Annotated in this window: 14 protein-coding genes and 2 pseudogenes; 9 read left to right on the plus strand and 7 right to left on the minus strand. The window is 71.2% G+C overall.

Features of this window, described 5'->3' with window-relative positions:
* Positions 1-62: 62 nt before the first annotated feature.
* Positions 63-824, minus strand: a complete 762-nt coding sequence (locus OG456_RS27980) for a DeoR/GlpR family DNA-binding transcription regulator (RefSeq protein ID WP_266565669.1) — start codon at positions 822-824, stop codon at positions 63-65.
* Positions 825-1241: 417 nt separating this feature from the next.
* On the opposite strand from OG456_RS27980, the gene OG456_RS27985 reads away from it, so the two are divergent.
* Together OG456_RS27985 and lysA are read left to right on the plus strand one after the other, a co-directional pair.
* Complete coding sequence (locus OG456_RS27985; RefSeq protein WP_266565671.1) at positions 1242-1544, plus strand: SAV_915 family protein; 303 nt, start codon at positions 1242-1244, stop codon at positions 1542-1544.
* 14 nt (positions 1545-1558) lie between these two features.
* The gene (gene lysA, locus OG456_RS27990) at positions 1559-2899 is read left to right on the plus strand and encodes a diaminopimelate decarboxylase (protein WP_266565673.1); all 1341 of its coding nucleotides are present in this window, start codon (positions 1559-1561) and stop codon (positions 2897-2899) included.
* Positions 2900-2908: 9 nt separating this feature from the next.
* Here the strand turns inward: lysA and OG456_RS27995 are convergent, their stop codons facing one another.
* Positions 2909-3718 (minus strand): NAD(P)-dependent oxidoreductase, encoded by an 810-nt coding sequence (locus tag OG456_RS27995; protein ID WP_266565675.1) that lies wholly within the window; start codon positions 3716-3718, stop codon positions 2909-2911.
* A 230-nt stretch (positions 3719-3948) separates the two neighbouring features.
* Here OG456_RS27995 and OG456_RS28000 point away from each other — a divergent pair, with 230 nt between their 5' ends.
* From OG456_RS28000 to OG456_RS28010, 3 genes are read left to right on the plus strand one after another with little or no spacing between them, the layout of a single operon-like run.
* A complete protein-coding gene (locus OG456_RS28000) occupies positions 3949-4899 on the plus strand; it encodes a 5-dehydro-4-deoxyglucarate dehydratase (RefSeq protein ID WP_266565677.1) in 951 nt (316 codons plus the stop codon).
* Positions 4896-6059: a hypothetical protein gene (locus OG456_RS28005; protein WP_266565679.1), complete on the plus strand. Its 1164-nt coding sequence runs from the start codon at positions 4896-4898 to the stop codon at positions 6057-6059. The genes OG456_RS28000 and OG456_RS28005 overlap by 4 nt, the downstream gene beginning before the upstream one ends.
* Before the next feature lie 54 nt (positions 6060-6113).
* The gene (locus OG456_RS28010) at positions 6114-7505 is read left to right on the plus strand and encodes a S28 family serine protease (RefSeq protein WP_266565681.1); all 1392 of its coding nucleotides are present in this window, start codon (positions 6114-6116) and stop codon (positions 7503-7505) included.
* Here the strand turns inward: OG456_RS28010 and OG456_RS28015 are convergent.
* Positions 7480-8656, minus strand: a pseudogene (locus OG456_RS28015) (MFS transporter). The gene OG456_RS28010 and the pseudogene OG456_RS28015 sit on opposite strands and share 26 nt — an antisense overlap.
* A gap of 155 nt (positions 8657-8811) precedes the next feature.
* Between OG456_RS28015 and OG456_RS28020 the strand changes: the two are divergent.
* Entirely contained in the window at positions 8812-9420 is a 609-nt protein-coding gene (locus OG456_RS28020; protein WP_266565683.1) for a TIGR03086 family metal-binding protein, read from the plus strand.
* A gap of 2 nt (positions 9421-9422) precedes the next feature.
* On the opposite strand, the gene OG456_RS28025 is transcribed toward OG456_RS28020, so the two are convergent.
* A complete protein-coding gene (locus OG456_RS28025) occupies positions 9423-9734 on the minus strand; it encodes a hypothetical protein (protein WP_266565685.1) in 312 nt (103 codons plus the stop codon).
* A gap of 302 nt (positions 9735-10036) precedes the next feature.
* Here OG456_RS28025 and OG456_RS28030 point away from each other — a divergent pair, with 302 nt between their 5' ends.
* The 3 genes from OG456_RS28030 to OG456_RS28040 all read left to right on the plus strand — a co-directional run bounded on the left by OG456_RS28030 (position 10037) and on the right by OG456_RS28040 (position 13087).
* A complete protein-coding gene (locus OG456_RS28030; protein WP_266565687.1) occupies positions 10037-10834 on the plus strand; it encodes an HAD family acid phosphatase in 798 nt (265 codons plus the stop codon).
* Between the two features lie 107 nt (positions 10835-10941).
* Positions 10942-12345 (plus strand): NCS2 family permease, encoded by a 1404-nt coding sequence (locus OG456_RS28035; protein ID WP_266565689.1) that lies wholly within the window; start codon positions 10942-10944, stop codon positions 12343-12345.
* A gap of 28 nt (positions 12346-12373) precedes the next feature.
* Positions 12374-13087, plus strand: a complete 714-nt coding sequence (locus OG456_RS28040) for a hypothetical protein (protein ID WP_266565691.1) — start codon at positions 12374-12376, stop codon at positions 13085-13087.
* Positions 13088-13140: 53 nt separating this feature from the next.
* On the opposite strand, the gene OG456_RS28045 is transcribed toward OG456_RS28040, so the two are convergent.
* The 3 genes and pseudogenes from OG456_RS28045 to OG456_RS28055 all read right to left on the minus strand — a co-directional run bounded on the left by OG456_RS28045 (position 13141) and on the right by OG456_RS28055 (position 15749).
* Positions 13141-14604 carry a penicillin-binding transpeptidase domain-containing protein gene (locus tag OG456_RS28045; RefSeq protein WP_266565693.1) on the minus strand — a complete coding sequence of 488 codons (1464 nt, stop codon included), beginning with the start codon at positions 14602-14604 and terminating at the stop codon, positions 13141-13143.
* Between the two features lie 126 nt (positions 14605-14730).
* A pseudogene (locus OG456_RS28050) lies at positions 14731-14826 on the minus strand (DNA-binding response regulator); the annotation flags it as partial.
* Between the two features lie 149 nt (positions 14827-14975).
* Positions 14976-15749, minus strand: a complete 774-nt coding sequence (locus OG456_RS28055; protein ID WP_266565695.1) for an IclR family transcriptional regulator — start codon at positions 15747-15749, stop codon at positions 14976-14978.
* Between the last annotated feature and the right edge of the window lie 7 nt (positions 15750-15756).

Genomic DNA, 15756 nt, shown 5'->3' on the forward strand with positions numbered 1-15756 from the left:
AAAGGGGAGAAAAGGGGTACGCCGAGGTGTGCGGAACCCGTCGGCGTACGCAGGCAGGGGCGTCAGACGCGGATGACCTGGGGCCCCTGCAACGCATAGCGGTGAGCCTCGGACGCGGGCAGCAGGGTGCTGGTCACGATCGCCTCCAGCGAGGAGACCGGCGCGAACCGGCAGAAGCTGACCGCCCCGAACTTGGTGTGCACACCCGCGAACACCGTGCGCCGCGAGGCCCGCACGGCCTGCGCCTTGACCTCGCTGACCGCGGGGTCGGGCGTGGTCAGGCCGTGCTCGCGCGAGATGCCGTTGGCGCCGATGAACGCCAGGTCGATCACGAACCCGGCGAGCATCTTCGTCGTCCAGTGGTCGACCGTTGCCAGCGTGCCGGACCGCACCCTGCCGCCGAGCAGCAGCACCGTCGTGTTCTCCGCCTCGGCGAGTGCGCCCGCCGTGGCCAGCGACGCGGTGACCACGGTGAGCGGCCGGTCCCGCGGCAGGGCCTCGGCGATGAGCTGGGGCGTGAACCCCTCGTCGACGAAGACGGTCTCCGCGTCCCCGAGCAGCTCGGCCGCCGCGGCGGCGATCCGGCGCTTCTCCGGGACGTGCATGGTGGTCCGGAAGGCGAGCGTCGTCTCGAACCCGGCGCTCTCCACGGGATAGGCGCCGCCGTGCGTGCGCCGCACCAGGCCGTGGTCCTCCAGGGCCCGCAGGTCGCGCCGCACGGTCTCCTTCGCGACGCCGAGTTCGGCCGCGAGCACGGTGACGTCGACGGAGCCGCTGCGGCGTGCGGCGCGCACGATCTCCCGCTGGCGTTCCTCCGCGCTCATGCTGTGCACCTCTCTGTGCGGTCCTGGCTGTGCGTTGCGGGCCGTGGGGGGGCCTGCCCGGTGTCCGGTCCCGCCGCCCGTTCGGGCCCGTGCGGCGACTCTGGGAAATTTGTACAGCGGGCCCGCGGCCGTGACCAGGTTCGTTACCGGTCCGATGCTGCCCGTCTGTGCCCGTTCGCACCGGCGTCTGCCCGCCACGGACCTGGGGCGGTGCGCGCAAGCGGGCACGGCGATGCCCGTTCGGGGCGCCGCGGCCGCCCGTTCGCTGCCCGCATGCCGCGTTCGCTTTGCGTCAAGGAGTGCCGAGAAGGCGTCAACAGCACGTCATCGGCGGGGCCGGGGCGGGTGCGGGCGGGCATAACGTCACTGCCGAAGCACTCATTCGTCAGCACCTTTTGCCACCACCCAGGAGCAGCCGTGAACGACCGCATCGAAGCCGACGACGCCGAGCCCTGCGAACCCACCCCGGCCGGACCCCTGTTCGTCCCCGTCCGGCCGGGACCCGGAACCTGCGCGACCCGTCTCTTCCGCACCACGCGCGGTGGCCGCACCGCCGTCGGCTTCACCAGCGAGCGCCTCCTCGTCGACGTGCTCGGCCCCGGCCAGCCGTGGATCAGGCTCGCCGAACCCGCCCTGCGGGCCCTCACGGGACCGGTGGGTGTCACCGAACTCACCGTCGACCCGCGCCCGGCGGCGGCGCCCGCCGGTCACCGCGGCTGAAGGGGCCCGTCCACATGGCCGTCACGACCTTGGCCACCGCCATTCCGGCGCAGTCGCCCGACGATCTCTCACTCTGGCCCGCCACCACCGTCCGGGGACCGCACGGCGATCCGACCGTCTCCGGGGTCGAACTCCCGGACGTGGCAGCGGAGTTCGGCACCCCCGTCTACGTACTCGATGAGACGGACGTGCGCGAACGCTGCCGCGCCTACCGCAGCGCCTTCCCCGGCGCCGACGTCCTGTACGCGGCCAAGGCGTTCCTGTGCCGTGCGATGGTCCACTGGGTCCACGAGGAGGGACTCGGGCTCGACGTGTGCTCGGCGGGCGAGCTGGAACTCGCGGTCATCGCCGGCCTGCCGCCCGAGCGGATCGTCTTCCACGGCAACCCCAAGAGCCCCGAAGACCTGCGTGCGGCCCTGCGGCACGGCGTGGGGCGCATCGTCGTCGACTCGACCTCCGAGATGGCCCGCCTCGCCGCGTACGTCCCCCAGGGCACCCGGCAGCGCGTCATGGCACGCGTCGTGCCGGGCGTCGCCGCGGGCGGGCACGCCGCGATCCGCACCGGGACGGACGACCAGAAGTTCGGCCTGCCCATCGCCGACGGCTCCGCGATGCACGCCGTGACACGCCTCGTCGAGCAGCCGGGGCTCGAACTGGCCGGGCTGCACTGCCACATCGGCTCGCAGATCGACACCGTGAAGCCGTACGTCGTCGCTGTGCGGCACCTCGTCGGCCTGATGGCCCGCGTCCGCGACCGGCACGGGATCACGCTGCCTGAGCTCGACATCGGCGGCGGCCATGCGGTCGCCCACCGGCCCGGCGAGCACTCGCTCGACGTGCCGGAGCTGGCCCGCCGCGTGCGCCGGGAACTCGCAGACGCCTGCGCCCAGTCGGACCTTCCCGTGCCGCGCCTCGCCGTCGAGCCGGGCCGCGCCGTCGTCGCCCGCGCGGGCGTGGCCCTGTACCGGGTGCTCGCAGTGAAGCGCACCGGCGCCCGCGTCTTCGTCGCCGTCGACGGAGGTATGAGTGACAACCCGCGGCCCGCGCTCTACGGCGTCCGCTACGCGCCCCGCCTCGTCGGCAGGCGCTCCACGGCGGCCACGCGCCCCGTCACGGTCGTCGGGCGGCACTGCGAGGCGGGCGACGTCCTCGCCTCGGACGTGCCGCTGCCGGACGACGTACGGCCCGGGGACCTCCTCGCCGTGCCCGTGGCGGGCGCCTACCACCTGTCGATGGCGTCCGGCTACAACTTGGTGGGGCGGCCGCCCGTCGTCGCCGTGGCGGACGGGCGGGCCAGGCTCCTGGTGCGCCGCGAGTCGGCACAGGACCTCAGGAGCCGCGACACAGGGCTCTGAACCGCCGCCTCAGTACGGCCAGATGGGCGGGTTCGTCACGAAGTGCCCGCCCATCCGTGTGTGGTCGGGGTTCTCCGGGTCCAGCTCGCCGAATTCGGCGATCAGCTTCTCCGCGAACTGCTCCGAGTCGTCCTGCGGCTCGTAACCGAGCGCCCGCGCGGAGGACAGGTCCCACCACACGCGCGTGTTGTCGGACGAGCCGTAGACGACGGTGTGCCCGACGCCCTCGGCCCTGATCGCGGCGTCGAAGAGCCTCGCGCCGTCGCCCGGGCTCAGCCACACGGACATCATCCGTACGTTCGTCGGCTCCATGAAGCACGAGCCGATGCGCACGGACACGGTCTCCTGGCCGAACTTGTCCCAGTAGAACTGCGCGAGGTCCTCGCCGAACGACTTCGACAGGCCGTAGTAGGTGTCGGGGCGGCGGTGCGTGTCGACGGGCACGCGCGGGTCGCCGTCCGCGGGGCGGGGTGTGTAGCCGATCGCGTGGTTCGACGAGGCGAACACGATGCGGCGCACGCCTTCCTCACGCGCGGCCTCGTAGAGGTTGTAGAGCCCTTCGATGTTCGCCTTGAGGATCTTGTCGAAGGTGGACTCCAGGGAGATGCCCGCGAGATGGACGATCGCGTCCACGCCGCGCACGGCCTCGCGCAGGGCGTCCCGGTCGGCGAGGTCGGCCGTGATCGCGTCCGGCTCGCCCTCGATCGGCCGGGCGTCGAGGAGGCGCAGCTCGTAGCCGTAGGCCGGAAGCAGTCCGCGCATCAGGGTGCCGAGGCCGCCGGCGGCTCCGGTGAGCAGGACAGTGCGGGGAGCGGGCATGCGGGAGTCTCCTCGAATAGTCAGCCAGATGGCCGCATTCATGCACGGCATTCACATCCGTGGACACGCTAAAGATTGCCGCCGGGCGGAGTCAAGTCTCCTGCGGAGGCTCGAAATCCGCTGCCACGATGCGAGTTAGCGTGCTTGACCCATGCCCGGGGGGCGGATTAGCGTGAGCGTGTTCAGAAATATAGACGCAAATCAGAACCGTGCACGCCAAGGGAGAGCCCGTGACGTCAGCCCCTCTCGCCGCTCGACTCAGCATCCCCAGCGGGCCGCTGTTCTTCCCGGTCACCGCCTTCGGACCCGACGGCACCCTCGACCTCGACACCTTCCGCACCCATGTGCGCCAGGGCGTCGAGGCCGGGGCCGCCGCGGTCTTCGCGTGCTGCGGGACGGGTGAGTTCCACGCCCTGACCCCCGAGGAGTTCCAGGCGTGTGTGGCCGCGGCCGTCGAGGAGACCGCGGGGCGGGTGCCGGTCGTCGCGGGCGCCGGGTACGGCACGGCCCTCGCCGTGCGCTACGCGCGCCTCGCCGACGAAGCCGGCGCCGACGGGCTCCTCGCGATGCCGCCCTACCTCGTGGTCGCCGGCCAGGAAGGCCTGCTGCGCCACTACTCGGAGCTGGCCGACGCGACCGCCCTGGAGATCATCGTCTACCAGCGCGACAACGCGGTGTTCACGCCCGCGACCGTCGTCGCCCTCGCCCGTCACCCCAAGATCCTCGGCCTCAAGGACGGCCTCGGCGACCTCGACCTCCTCCAGCGCACCATCAGCGCCGTACGCGCCGAGGGCCTCACCGACTTCCTCTACTTCAACGGCCTGCCCACCGCCGAACTCACCGGACTCGCCTACCGCGGTATCGGCGTCGGTCTCTACTCGTCCGCCGTGTTCTGCTTCGCGCCCGACATCGCCCTCGCCTTCCACACGGCCCTGCGCACCGGCGACGACGCCACCGCCAACCGCCTCCTCGACGGCTTCTACCGGCCACTCGTCGAACTCCGCAACGAAGGCCGCGGCTACGCCGTCTCCCTCGTCAAGGCCGGCGTCCGGCTCACCGGCCTCGACGTCGGCGAGGTCCGCCCGCCCCTGCACGAGCCCACCGACGAGCACCTCAAGCGGCTCGCCGGCATCGTCGAGCGGGGCCGCGCGCTCCTGGCGGAGACGGGGGACCAGGCGTGAGGGCATCCGCCTTCGTCTACCCGTGGGACGTCAACGGCGACCCCGAAGCCGCCGGCCGCATCGCCGGCCTCGGCGTCCAGCAGGTCACCCTGGCCTCCGCCTACCACTCCACCCGCGCCCTGACGCCCCGTCACCCGAGCCACCGCGTCGTCACGGCCGAACACGCCGCGGTCCTCTACCCGCCCGGCGACCGCTGGCGGGGCCGGGACCTGCGGCCGTACGAGGCGGGGGACTGGGCACCCGGCGACGCCTTCGGGCAGGCCGCCGAGGCGCTCGCCGGCGCCGGGCTCGACGTCCACACCTGGGTCGTCCTCGCCCACAACTCCCGTCTGGGCGCGGAACGTCCGGACACCTCCGTCGTCAACGCCTACGGCGACCGCTATCCGTGGGCCCCCTGCATCGCGCAGCCCGCCACGCGCGCGTACCTCGTCGACCTGGCGGCGGAGGCGGCCGTGCGGCCCGGCGCGAAGGGCACCGAACTCGAATCCCTCGGCTGGTACGGGCTCGCGCATCTGCACGCCCACGACAAGACCGCGGGCGTCGGCCTGGGGGAAGCCGGCCAGTACCTGATGTCGCTCTGCTTCTGCCCGTCGTGCCGCGACGGATACGGCCGACAGGGCCTGGACGCGGACGAGTTGGCGGCCGACGTCAGGCGCGCCCTCGAACCCCTGTGGCGCGGGCGCGGCACCCCGGACGCCGGCTGGGCGGCAGTGGAGAAGCTGCTCGGGGCGCGCGCGGCGGCGGGCACGCGCGCGTGGCGCGACGGCGTCGCCCGTGGCCTCCAGGAGGACGCCGTCGCCGCGGTCCGTGCGCAGGCGCCGGACGGTTTCCGCATCCTGCTGCACGCCGACCCGGCGTCGTACCACTGCGGGGCGAACGCGGGTGTGGACCCGGCGCACATCCTCGCGGTCGCGGACGGCGTGGTCGTGCCGTGCACGGGCGGCGCGGAGCTGATAGCTCCCTTCGCCGCTCAGGGCGGGGGAGTGGTGGCCGCCAACCTCACCGTGGTCGCCGGGATGGGCGGCAGCCCCGGCACGCTCGCCGCCGACGCCCGGCGCGCCGCCGGACTCGGCGCCACCGAACTGCGGCTCTATCACGCGGGCTTGGCGTCGGACAGCGACCTGGAACTGATCGCGGAGGCCCTGTCGGACCTCGCCTGAAAGCGGTTACCATCCGCGCACCACAATCGACGCTTCCTACGGAGGGGACACGAGGTGCGCGTGCGTAACCAGGGGCGGGGCCAGGGTCGCAGACAGGTTCGGAGTCAGGGGGCAGCCGCGCTGCTGTGCGCGGGGGTGATGGCGGGCGCGGCGGTGCTCGGCGGGACGGTGCCCGCGGCGGCGGCGCAGGCAGATGTGACCGGCGCCGTCCAACAGGAGGACATCCAGGCACAGTTGGCGGCCATCCCGGGCATGTCGGTCGTCTCCGTGACCGACAAGGAGGGCTACCCCTTCTACACGCTCACGTACGCGCAGCCGGTCGACCACAGCAACCCCAAGGCCGGCACGTTCACGCAGCGCCTCACGCTCTGGCACAAGGCGGCCGCCAAGCCCACCGTCTTCTACACCGGCGGCTACACGCTCTCCTCCAGCACCCGCGAGATCACCAAGCTGCTCGACGCCAACCAGGTCTCCATCGAGCACCGCTACTTCGCGGAGTCCCGCCCCAAGGGCGCGGCGGGCGACGACTGGTCCAAGCTCACGGTCTGGCAGGAGTCCAGCGACGAGCACCGCGTCACGCAGGCCCTGCGCACCATCGAGAAGGGCAAGTGGCTCGGCACGGGCGGCAGCAAGGGCGGCATGACCGCCACGTTCCACGAGCGCTTCTACCCGAAGGACCTCGACGCCGTCGTCGCGTTCGTCGCCCCGAACGACGCCAACAACAAGGACGACAGCGGCTACGAGAACTTCTTCAGGACGGTCGGCACGCCCGAGTGCCGTGCCGCCCTGAACGCCGTACAGCGAGAGATGCTGGTGCGCCGCGACGCCCTCATCCCCAAGTTCGAGGCCGACGCGGCGGCGGCCGGTGACACGTTCGAGGAGACCCTCGGAACCACCGACAGGGCCTACGAGTTCGCCGTGCTCGACCAGGTGTGGAACTTCTGGCAGAGCGGCACGATCGACGACTGCCCGACCGTGCCCGACGCTAAGAAGGCCACCGACGACGAGCTCTACACCTGGTCGAAGGGGCACGGCTTCAGCGTCTACCAGGACGAGACCCTCGGCACGAACGGCACCGGGCCCTACTACCGGCAGGCCGCCACCCAACTCGGCTGGGCCGACCTCAAGTTCAAGCACCTCAAGGACGTCCGTCACTACCCGGACATCTACCAGCCCAACTCGGTCCTGCCCGCCGCCATGCGCGGCACGTACGACGGTTCCGCGATCTCCGGCGTCGACAAGTGGGTCAGGACGCGGGGCGAGCGGATGATGTTCGTGTACGGGCAGAACGACCCGTGGAGCGCCGAGAAGTTCACCCCGAGCGGGCACGACTCGTACCGCTACGTCGTGCCCGGCTCCAACCACGGCGCGTCCATCGCCAAGCTGCCCGCCGACGAACAGGCCAAGGCCGTCGCCACCGTCAAGCGCTGGGCCGGCGTGCAGTAGCGCACGCGAGCGCGAGTCCGGCCGCACCGAGCAGCGGCAGCAGGACGCGGTGGTCCACGACCGCGATGAGGCCCGCGCCCATCGCGAGGGCCACCGCGTTCGGCGCGAACATCAGCGTGTTCGCACTCGCCACCGCGCGGCCGACGAACGCGTCCGGGGTCTCGCGCTGGACCGCGGTGAGCGCCGCGATCAGGACGCACGGCAGGCCCATGCCGATCGCCGCGCTGCACCCGAGTGCCACGGCGTCGTACGGGAGCGCGCGCAGGCCCGCGCCCACCGCGAACAGGGCGATCCCCGCCGCCGCGAACCGGCGCTCGCCGAGCCGCCGCAGCAGCCCTCCCGCGGCGAGCCCGGCCACGACCGAACCGGCGCCCTGCGCGGCGTACAAGACCCCCGCGTACGAGGGGGAGCGGCCGAGGCCGCCGTCGACGACCGCGTAGAGCGCGGCGCCGTTCAGGCCCGCAAGCAGCATGGTGGCCGCGGCGGCCAGGACGAGGGGCCAGCCGCTCCTGCCGCCACAGTGCGCGCACGCCCTCCGCGGTGCGGGCCCACACGCCCGTGGTCCGGCGTGCGGGCGCGGGCTCCCGGACCCGGAGCCGCGCGTACAGCCCGGCCGCGGCGGCGAAGGTCGCGGCGTCGAGCAGGGCCACGCCCCCGCCTCCGTACCCTGCGAAGAGGCCCGCGCCTGCGAGCGGGGCGACCAGCTTCATGCCCTCGTCGGCCGTCATCCGCAGCCCGTTGAAGTCACCGAGCGCGTCCCTGCCGACGACGGCCGGTACGAGAGCGGCCTCGGCCGCGTCGGTGACGACGCCGCATGTCCCGTACGCGACGAGGACCGCGAACAGGATCCACAGTCGGCCCGCCGAGCCGACGGCGAGCAGTGACAGGAGCAGCAGGCCGAGGCCCAGGTTCGCGGCGACGAGGAGGGGCCGTCGCCGGGTGCGGTCGGCGACCGTGCCGAGCACGGGCCCGGCGAGCGTGGGCGCCCACAGCGCGAAGGCGCCCAGCGCGGCGAGGCTGTCCGAGCCGGTCAGGTCCTTCACCCAGATCCCGGCGGCCAGCCACATGGCGGAGGTCCCGAACCCGGACACGACGATGCCGGCAAGGAGGAGCCGGGAACCGCCCCGTGTGGTGGTAGAAGTGAACGTCATGCCAGGTCATCGTGGTGCTAAGGCCCCCAGCGGGGGATCGGGAGGATGCCCTAGGCGGATGCGCCGATGACTTTCGGGCGGAGCCGGGGTCTACAGGTAAGTACGCAATACGAGTCCTGGATCTGTGAGTCCTCAGAACAAGCAAGGAGCCCGGCATGACCGACGCGACCGACCGGACGGCGCAGCAGATGGTGGATTTCGGCCCGCAGACGCGGATCGTGGCGCGCCTCGCGGACGGAGTGGGCGAGGACCAGCTGGACCTGGCGACCCCGTGTCCGGAATACGCGGTGCACAACCTGCTCGGGCACATCCTCGGCCTGACCGTCGCCTTCTGCGACGCGGGACGCAAGAACCTGGGGCCGACGACGGACACGAGCCCCACGACGTCCCTGCCCGACATCACGGACGGCTGGCGTGAGGCGCTGGCCAAGGCGCTCGACGAACTCGCGGAGGTGTGGCGCGACCCGCAGGCGTGGCAGGGAATGACCCGGGCGGGCGGGGTCGACCTGCCCGGAGCGGTGGCGGCGCTCGTGGCCCTGGACGAACTCGTCGTGCACAGCTGGGACCTGGCGAAGGCGACGGGTCAGGACTACGCCCCCGACGAGGCCGCCCTGCAAGCGGCCCACGCCTTCCTGGTCCAGTCCGCCGAGGGCCCCCGCCCCGACATCTTCGGCCCGGTGGTCCAGGTGGCGGACGCCGCGCCCCTGCTCGACCGGGCCATCGGCCTGAGCGGCCGCGACCCGGGCTGGAAGCCGGCTGCCTGACGTCAGTTGAGGTGCCAGAGGGCGTACGAGGCGATCAGCAGGACGAGCCCGGCGAACGCCATGAGCACGCCCAGGAACCGCAGGTACCCGGGTGTGCCGAAGACGCTGGGCGCCGCGTCGAGCCGCCCCGCGGCCGCCCAGGTATCAGCGTTCTTCCGCCGAATCCGCTCGGACCGCCGGGTGGTGATCCCCCGCACGTCGAACGCCCAACTCGCGCCGCACCAGAGGGCGACGAGCCCCCCGAGGGCGAAGACGGCAAGAAGCACGGGCGAGGGTGCGTGGACCCCGGAGGCGAAGGTGAGGGCTGCAGTCATGGTCTTTTCCGTCGATGATTAATTACGGCCAACGCCGGGGGCCGCGCTTTTGATGTCCGCGGTTTTGATGTCCAGGACCATGCCGTCGTTGCTGCCGTCACCCATGCGCTTGGGTCCCCCGTCGTTCGCGCGTGCGACCCATGACCTTAGGCGAGACGGTTCAAGGGAAGGTCATGTGGGCTTCAGGCGCGGGCAATGGACGGAGGAGTGGTGCCACGGGGGAGGTCCGGCCGGCTGTGGATCAGATATCGATCGGGCAAAGGGGCTCGCCCCCGTGCGCGTGACGCGCGTAGAAACCTGTCATGCATAAGACCACACGCATCTCTGCCGTCGTCGCGGCCTCCGCTGCTCTCGCGGGTGTTGCTCTCTACGGGACCGGCGTCGCGAACGCCGGCGGAGAGTCCGCGCACACCACCGCCGAGCCCAAGAACATCGGGCAGCTCGTCAAGGAGATCGACTCCTACTACGGCACCGCCCTCGACGCGGACGGTGTCTACCAGGCGTCTCCGTCCAGCCAGTACGCCCAGGACCTCGGTCGTATCGAGGCGGGTGCGAAGAAGCAGATCGCCAAGGCTGCCGCCGGGCATCACCACAAGGGCGACAGGCCCGCCGTCGTCTTCGACATCGACGACACCCTTCTCCTCAGCCTCGACTACGAGAAGAAGACCAACTACGTCTACAACGACGCCACGTGGAAGGAGTACGTCGCCAAGGCGAACCGGCCCGCCGTGTTCGGGACGCCCGACCTCATCGCGTACGCGCAGAAGAAGGGCGTCGAGGTCTTCTACAACTCCGGGCTGAGCGAGGCGCAGCGCGCGTCCGCCGTCGAGAACCTCAAGAAGGTCGGCATCGGCGTCAACCTCGACGCCGCCCACATGTTCCTCAAGGACAAGGTCAACCCGCCCGCCTACCTGAGCGGTTGCGCCACCGCGAGCGCCTGGAACTGCACCACCGTGCAGTACAAGTCCGGCACCCGCAAGCACATCGAGTCCCTCGGCTACGACGTCGTCGCCAACTTCGGCGACCAGTACTCGGACCTCGAGGGCGGGCACGCCGACCGGACCTACAAGTTCCCGAACCCTACGTACTTCGTCGAGTGAGCACACCCACCCGCAGCCGCATTTCGTAACACTACGAAAACCTGAAACGGGCTCCTCGGGGGAACAATCCAGCCACCACTTGGCACGGCTGACCCGAGGAGCCCGTCATGCTCGCCCCGTTGGACCGATACTTCCGCATCACCGCGCGTGGATCCACGTACTCCCGCGAAGTGCGCGGCGGATTCGCCACGTTCTTCACCATGGCCTACATCCTCGTCCTGAACCCGATCATCCTGGGCAGCGCGAAGGACAAGTTCGGGCACCAGCTCGACGGGGCCGAACTCGTCACCGCCACCGCCCTCGTGGCCGCCGTGATGACCGTCATCATGGGCGTCGGCGGCAATCTGCCGCTCGCCCTCGCGGCGGGCCTCGGCCTCAACGCCGTCGTCGCCTTCCAGATAGCCCCGCTGATGAGCTGGCCGGACGCGATGGGGCTCATCGTCCTGGAGGGCCTGCTGATCTGCGTCCTCGTTGTCACCGGGCTGCGCGAGGCGGTCATGCGCGCGATACCCCAGCCGCTGAAACAGGCCATCAGCGTCGGCATCGGACTGTTCATCGCCTTCATCGGCTTCGTCGACGCCGGGTTCGTGACCAGGATCCCGGACATCGCGCAGTCCACCGTGCCGGTGCAGCTCGGCGGCACGGGCACCCTCTCCGGCTGGCCCGTCCTCGTCTTCTGTCTCGGCGTGCTGCTGACCATCGGCCTGCTCGCGCGCAAGGTGAAGGGCGCCATCCTCATCAGCATCGTCGTGATGACGGTCGTGTCCGTCATCATCAACTCCGTCGCCGATGTGAAGAGTTGGGGCCTGACCACGCCCGAGATCCCGGACGACGTGTTCGCCGCGCCCGACTTCGGGCTGCTCGGCGACTTCAGCCTCTTCGGCGCGTTCGGCAGAACCGGCGCGCTCACCGTGATCCTGCTCGTCTTCACCCTCATCCTGTCGGACTTCTTCGACACGATGGGCACGGTGGTGGGTATCACCGCCGAAGCCGGACTGCTCGACGAGAACGGTCAAGTGCCCAATCTGGGGCGGGTGTTGCTCATCGACGGTGCCGCCGCCGTCGCGGGCGGCGCGGCTTCCGCCTCCTCCTCGACCACCTACATCGAGTCCGCGGCCGGTGTCGGCGAGGGCGCCCGCACCGGATTCGCCAACCTCGTCACGGGCGGCCTCTTCGCCCTTGCCCTCTTCCTGTCCCCGCTCCTGACCATCGTGCCGCTCCAGGCCGCGGCCCCCGCCCTCGTCGCGGTCGGCTTCTTGATGATGACGCAGGTCAAGCACATCGACTGGGACCGTTACGACATCGCGGTGCCGGCGTTCCTGACCATCGCCGTGATGCCGTTCACGTACTCGATCACGAACGGTATCGGCGTCGGCTTCCTCGCCTACGTCGTCATCAAGACCGTCGTCGGCAAGGCGCGTGAGGTGCACTGGCTGCTCTGGGGCGCCTCCGCCCTCTTCCTCGTGTACTTCGCGATCGACCCCTTGGAGCAACTGCTCGGCGTCAGGTAGGCGTGATCCGGTGATCTACCGTGGTGCGATGACCGGCTATCTCGACCGCCTCGCGGAGCTGCTGCACGAGGCGCACGGGCTTCCGCCGGACCAGGTCGCCGCCGCGGTCGCCGATCTCGCGGCGTATCTGGCGCAGGCCGGGGGAGCGGACCCGCAGGACGCGTTCGGTCCGGTCGGCGTGTTCGCCCGGCGCCTCGCCCCGTCCGGGGCGTCCGCAGCCGACGAGCACCTGGAGACCTGGCGCTGGCTCGCCGACACGTATGTGGACGAGCACCTCCTGAACCGCTTCGGCGACGAGGGCTGGGAGGTCGAGCGGGTCGACCCGCTCGGCCGCTTCGTCAGCCACCGTGACCCGGAGCGGCCGCGGCGCTGGGAGTACCGGCGCGAGCTGATCACCGGGGGCGGCGAGCGGCTCGACGAGCGGCTCGTGCGCGACGGCTGGGAGCCGTGCGGCAGCTGGGTGGTGTACGCGTGGTTCAAGCGTGAGAAGGCGGTCGGCACCGGCCCGGCGCCCGCGCCGCCCGAACCGCCGCCGGTCCCGCGGCGCCCCACGTTCCCGGGGCGCCGGCGCGGCTACGTACTCATGGGCGGCGCCATGGCCCTCGTCGCCGCTGTCGTGGTGGCGGCGAGCACCGGCACAGGCTTCGGCGTGGGTCTCGCGGTGGGTCTCGCGGTGGGCCTGCCGGTGGGAGCGTTGGTGCCGCCGGTGACGGCCTGGGCGGCACGCGGCCGGCGCCGCTAGGGCCTTCACGGCGAGGGGCCGGAGCACGGGTTCCGGCCCCTCGCCGAGCCCGCCTACCCCTTGAGCGCCGCCGACATCATCGCCTGCGCGATCGGCGCCGCCAGACCGTTGCCGCTCACCTCCGAGCGGGCCGCGTCCGACTGCTCCACCACGACCGCCACCGCGACCTCCTTGCCGGTGGAGTCGTCCTTCGCGTACGACGTGAACCAGGCGTACGGCGTCTTGCTGTTGTTCTCGCCGTGCTGGGCCGTGCCCGTCTTGCCGCCCACCGTCGCGCCCGCGATCTGCGCGTTCGTACCGGTGCCCTGTTTCACGACCGTCTCCATCGCCGACTGGAGCTGTGAGGCCGTCGACGAGCTGACCACGCGCGCGTCGTCACCGTCGGCGAAGCTCTTGATCGCGTTGCCGTCGGCGTCCGTGACCTGCGAGACCATGTGCGGGGATGCCTGCTCGCCGCCGTGGGCGATCGTCGCCGAGACCATCGCCATCTGCAGCGGCGTCGCCGTCACGTCGAACTGTCCGATGCCCGACAGGCCCGTCTGCGCCTTGTCCATGTCCTTCGGGTACACGCTCTGCGAGGCCCGGACCGGCATGTCCTGCTCGGCGTCGTTGAAGCCGAACTTCTCGGCCATCGCCCTGACCTTGTCCTGGCCCAGGTCGACGGCGATCTTCCCGAAGACGTTGTTGCAGGAGTACTGCAGCGCCGTACGGATGGAGGCGTTCTCGCAGGGCGCGGACGCGCTCTCGTTCTTCAGGTCGGTGGTCGTGCCCGGCAGGCGGAAGGGATTCGGGCTGTCGGTCTTCGCATCCACCGACGAGTAGAGCCCGTCCTCCAGCGCGGCCGCCGCGACGACCAGCTTGAACGTGGATCCGGGCGGCAGTGCCTGCTTGATCGCGCGGTTCAGCGTCGGCTGGTCCTTGTCCTTCGACAGCGCCGTCCATGCCTTGCCGTCCGTGGACGAGTCCGAGCCGCTGATCTTCGACGGGTCGAACGACGGCGTCGAGACGAGGCCGAGCACCTTCCCGGTCTTCGGGTCGATCGCGACGGCCGCGCCCTTCTTGTCGCCGAGCGCGCGGTACGCGGCCTTCTGCACCGACGGGTCGATGGTCGTGACCACATCACCCGGCTCGGTGTGCTTGCCGGTGACCGCGTCGACGGGGTTCTTGAGCCGGGTGTCCGTCCCGTCGAGGATGTCCTGGTAGATGCCCTCGAGCTGGGTCTGGCCGTACACCTGCGAGCTGAAGCCCGTCACACCCGCATAGAGATCGCCGTCCTTGTACGTGCGCTTGTACGCGAGGTCGCTGCCGTCGCCCGTTCTCTTCGAACCGGTGACCGCCTCACCGCCCACGATGATGTCGCCCAGGGGATACGCGTACTGCTCCATCACGTTCCGCCGGTTGTCCTTGTTGTCCGCGAGGGCCCGGCCGTCGTAGAACTGCACCCACGTCGCCCTCACCAGCAGAGCGAGCACGAGGAGCAGACAGAAGACCGAGGCGCGTCTGATCGTCTTGTTCATCCCGCACAGAAGACGAGCGGACGAGAGCGGATCGTTCCGTTCCGGCCCGGTTTCTCAGTGAATCCTCATCAAGAGATCCGCGTCACGCCCCGGCCGCAGACGCCCGTCGCCATGAGGCTCACGCCTTCATGAAGCCGCCTCGTACGCCGCGATCACGGCCTGTGTACGGTCCCGGGCCCCGGTCTTCGCGAGGACCGCCGCCGCATGCGTCTTCACCGTGGCCTCCACCGCGGCGGGGCCCACCCCATCCGCCGCGCGATCTCCGCTACGTCCACGCTCCCGCCCCGGCCCCCCCCGCCACACGTCCCGCCGGCGGGCGATCCGCCTCCGCCGCACGGGGGAGACGGGGCCGCCCCCGGAAGGCGCTCGCGTCAGAGCCTGCGCGTCGCCAGGGTCAGCCGGTCGCGGGCGTCGAACAGCGCGTCCTTCACCATCTGCTCGTGCGCGGGGGTCAGGCGCGCCACCGGAACCGAGCAGCTGATCGCGTCGCGCGCGGGCGTGCGGTACGGGATCGCGACGCCGAAGCAGCGAAGGCCCAGCGTGTTCTCCTCGCTGTCCACCGCGATGCCCTGCTCGCGCACCGCGTGCAGCTCCTCGATGAGCTTCTCGCGGTCGGTGATGGTGTGCTCGGTGAGCGCCGGGAGCGTCTCGGGGAGCATCTTGCGGACCTGCTCGTCGGTGTGCGTCGCGAGGAGCGCCTTGCCGAGGGACGTGGAGTGCGCGGGCAGCCGGCGGCCGACGCGGGTGAAGGGCCGCAGATAGTGCTGCGACTGGCGCGTGGCCAGGTAGACGACGTTCGTGCCGTCGAGGCGCGCCAGGTGGATCGTCTCCGTGGTGTCGTCGGAGAGCCGGTCGAGGGTGGGGCGGGCCGCGGCCACCACCTCGTCTCCGTCGATGTACGACGTACCGACGAGCAGGGCGCGTACGCCGATGCCGTACCGCGTGCCCGTCGCGTCCGTCTCCACCCAGCCGAGCTCGACGAGTGTGCGAAGGAGCATGTAGAGGCTGGACTTGGGGTAGCCGACCGCTTCCTGGACGGCCGCCAGCGAGTGCATACCGGGCCGGCCCGCGAAGTATTCGAGCAATTCCACGGTCCGTACCGCGGACTTGACCTGCGCCCCGCCGCCCGTCTCACCTGCCGACATTCCCTTG

The organism is Streptomyces sp. NBC_01446, from assembly GCF_026340095.1.
GTDB classification, from domain to species: Bacteria; Actinomycetota; Actinomycetes; order Streptomycetales; family Streptomycetaceae; genus Streptomyces; species Streptomyces aureus.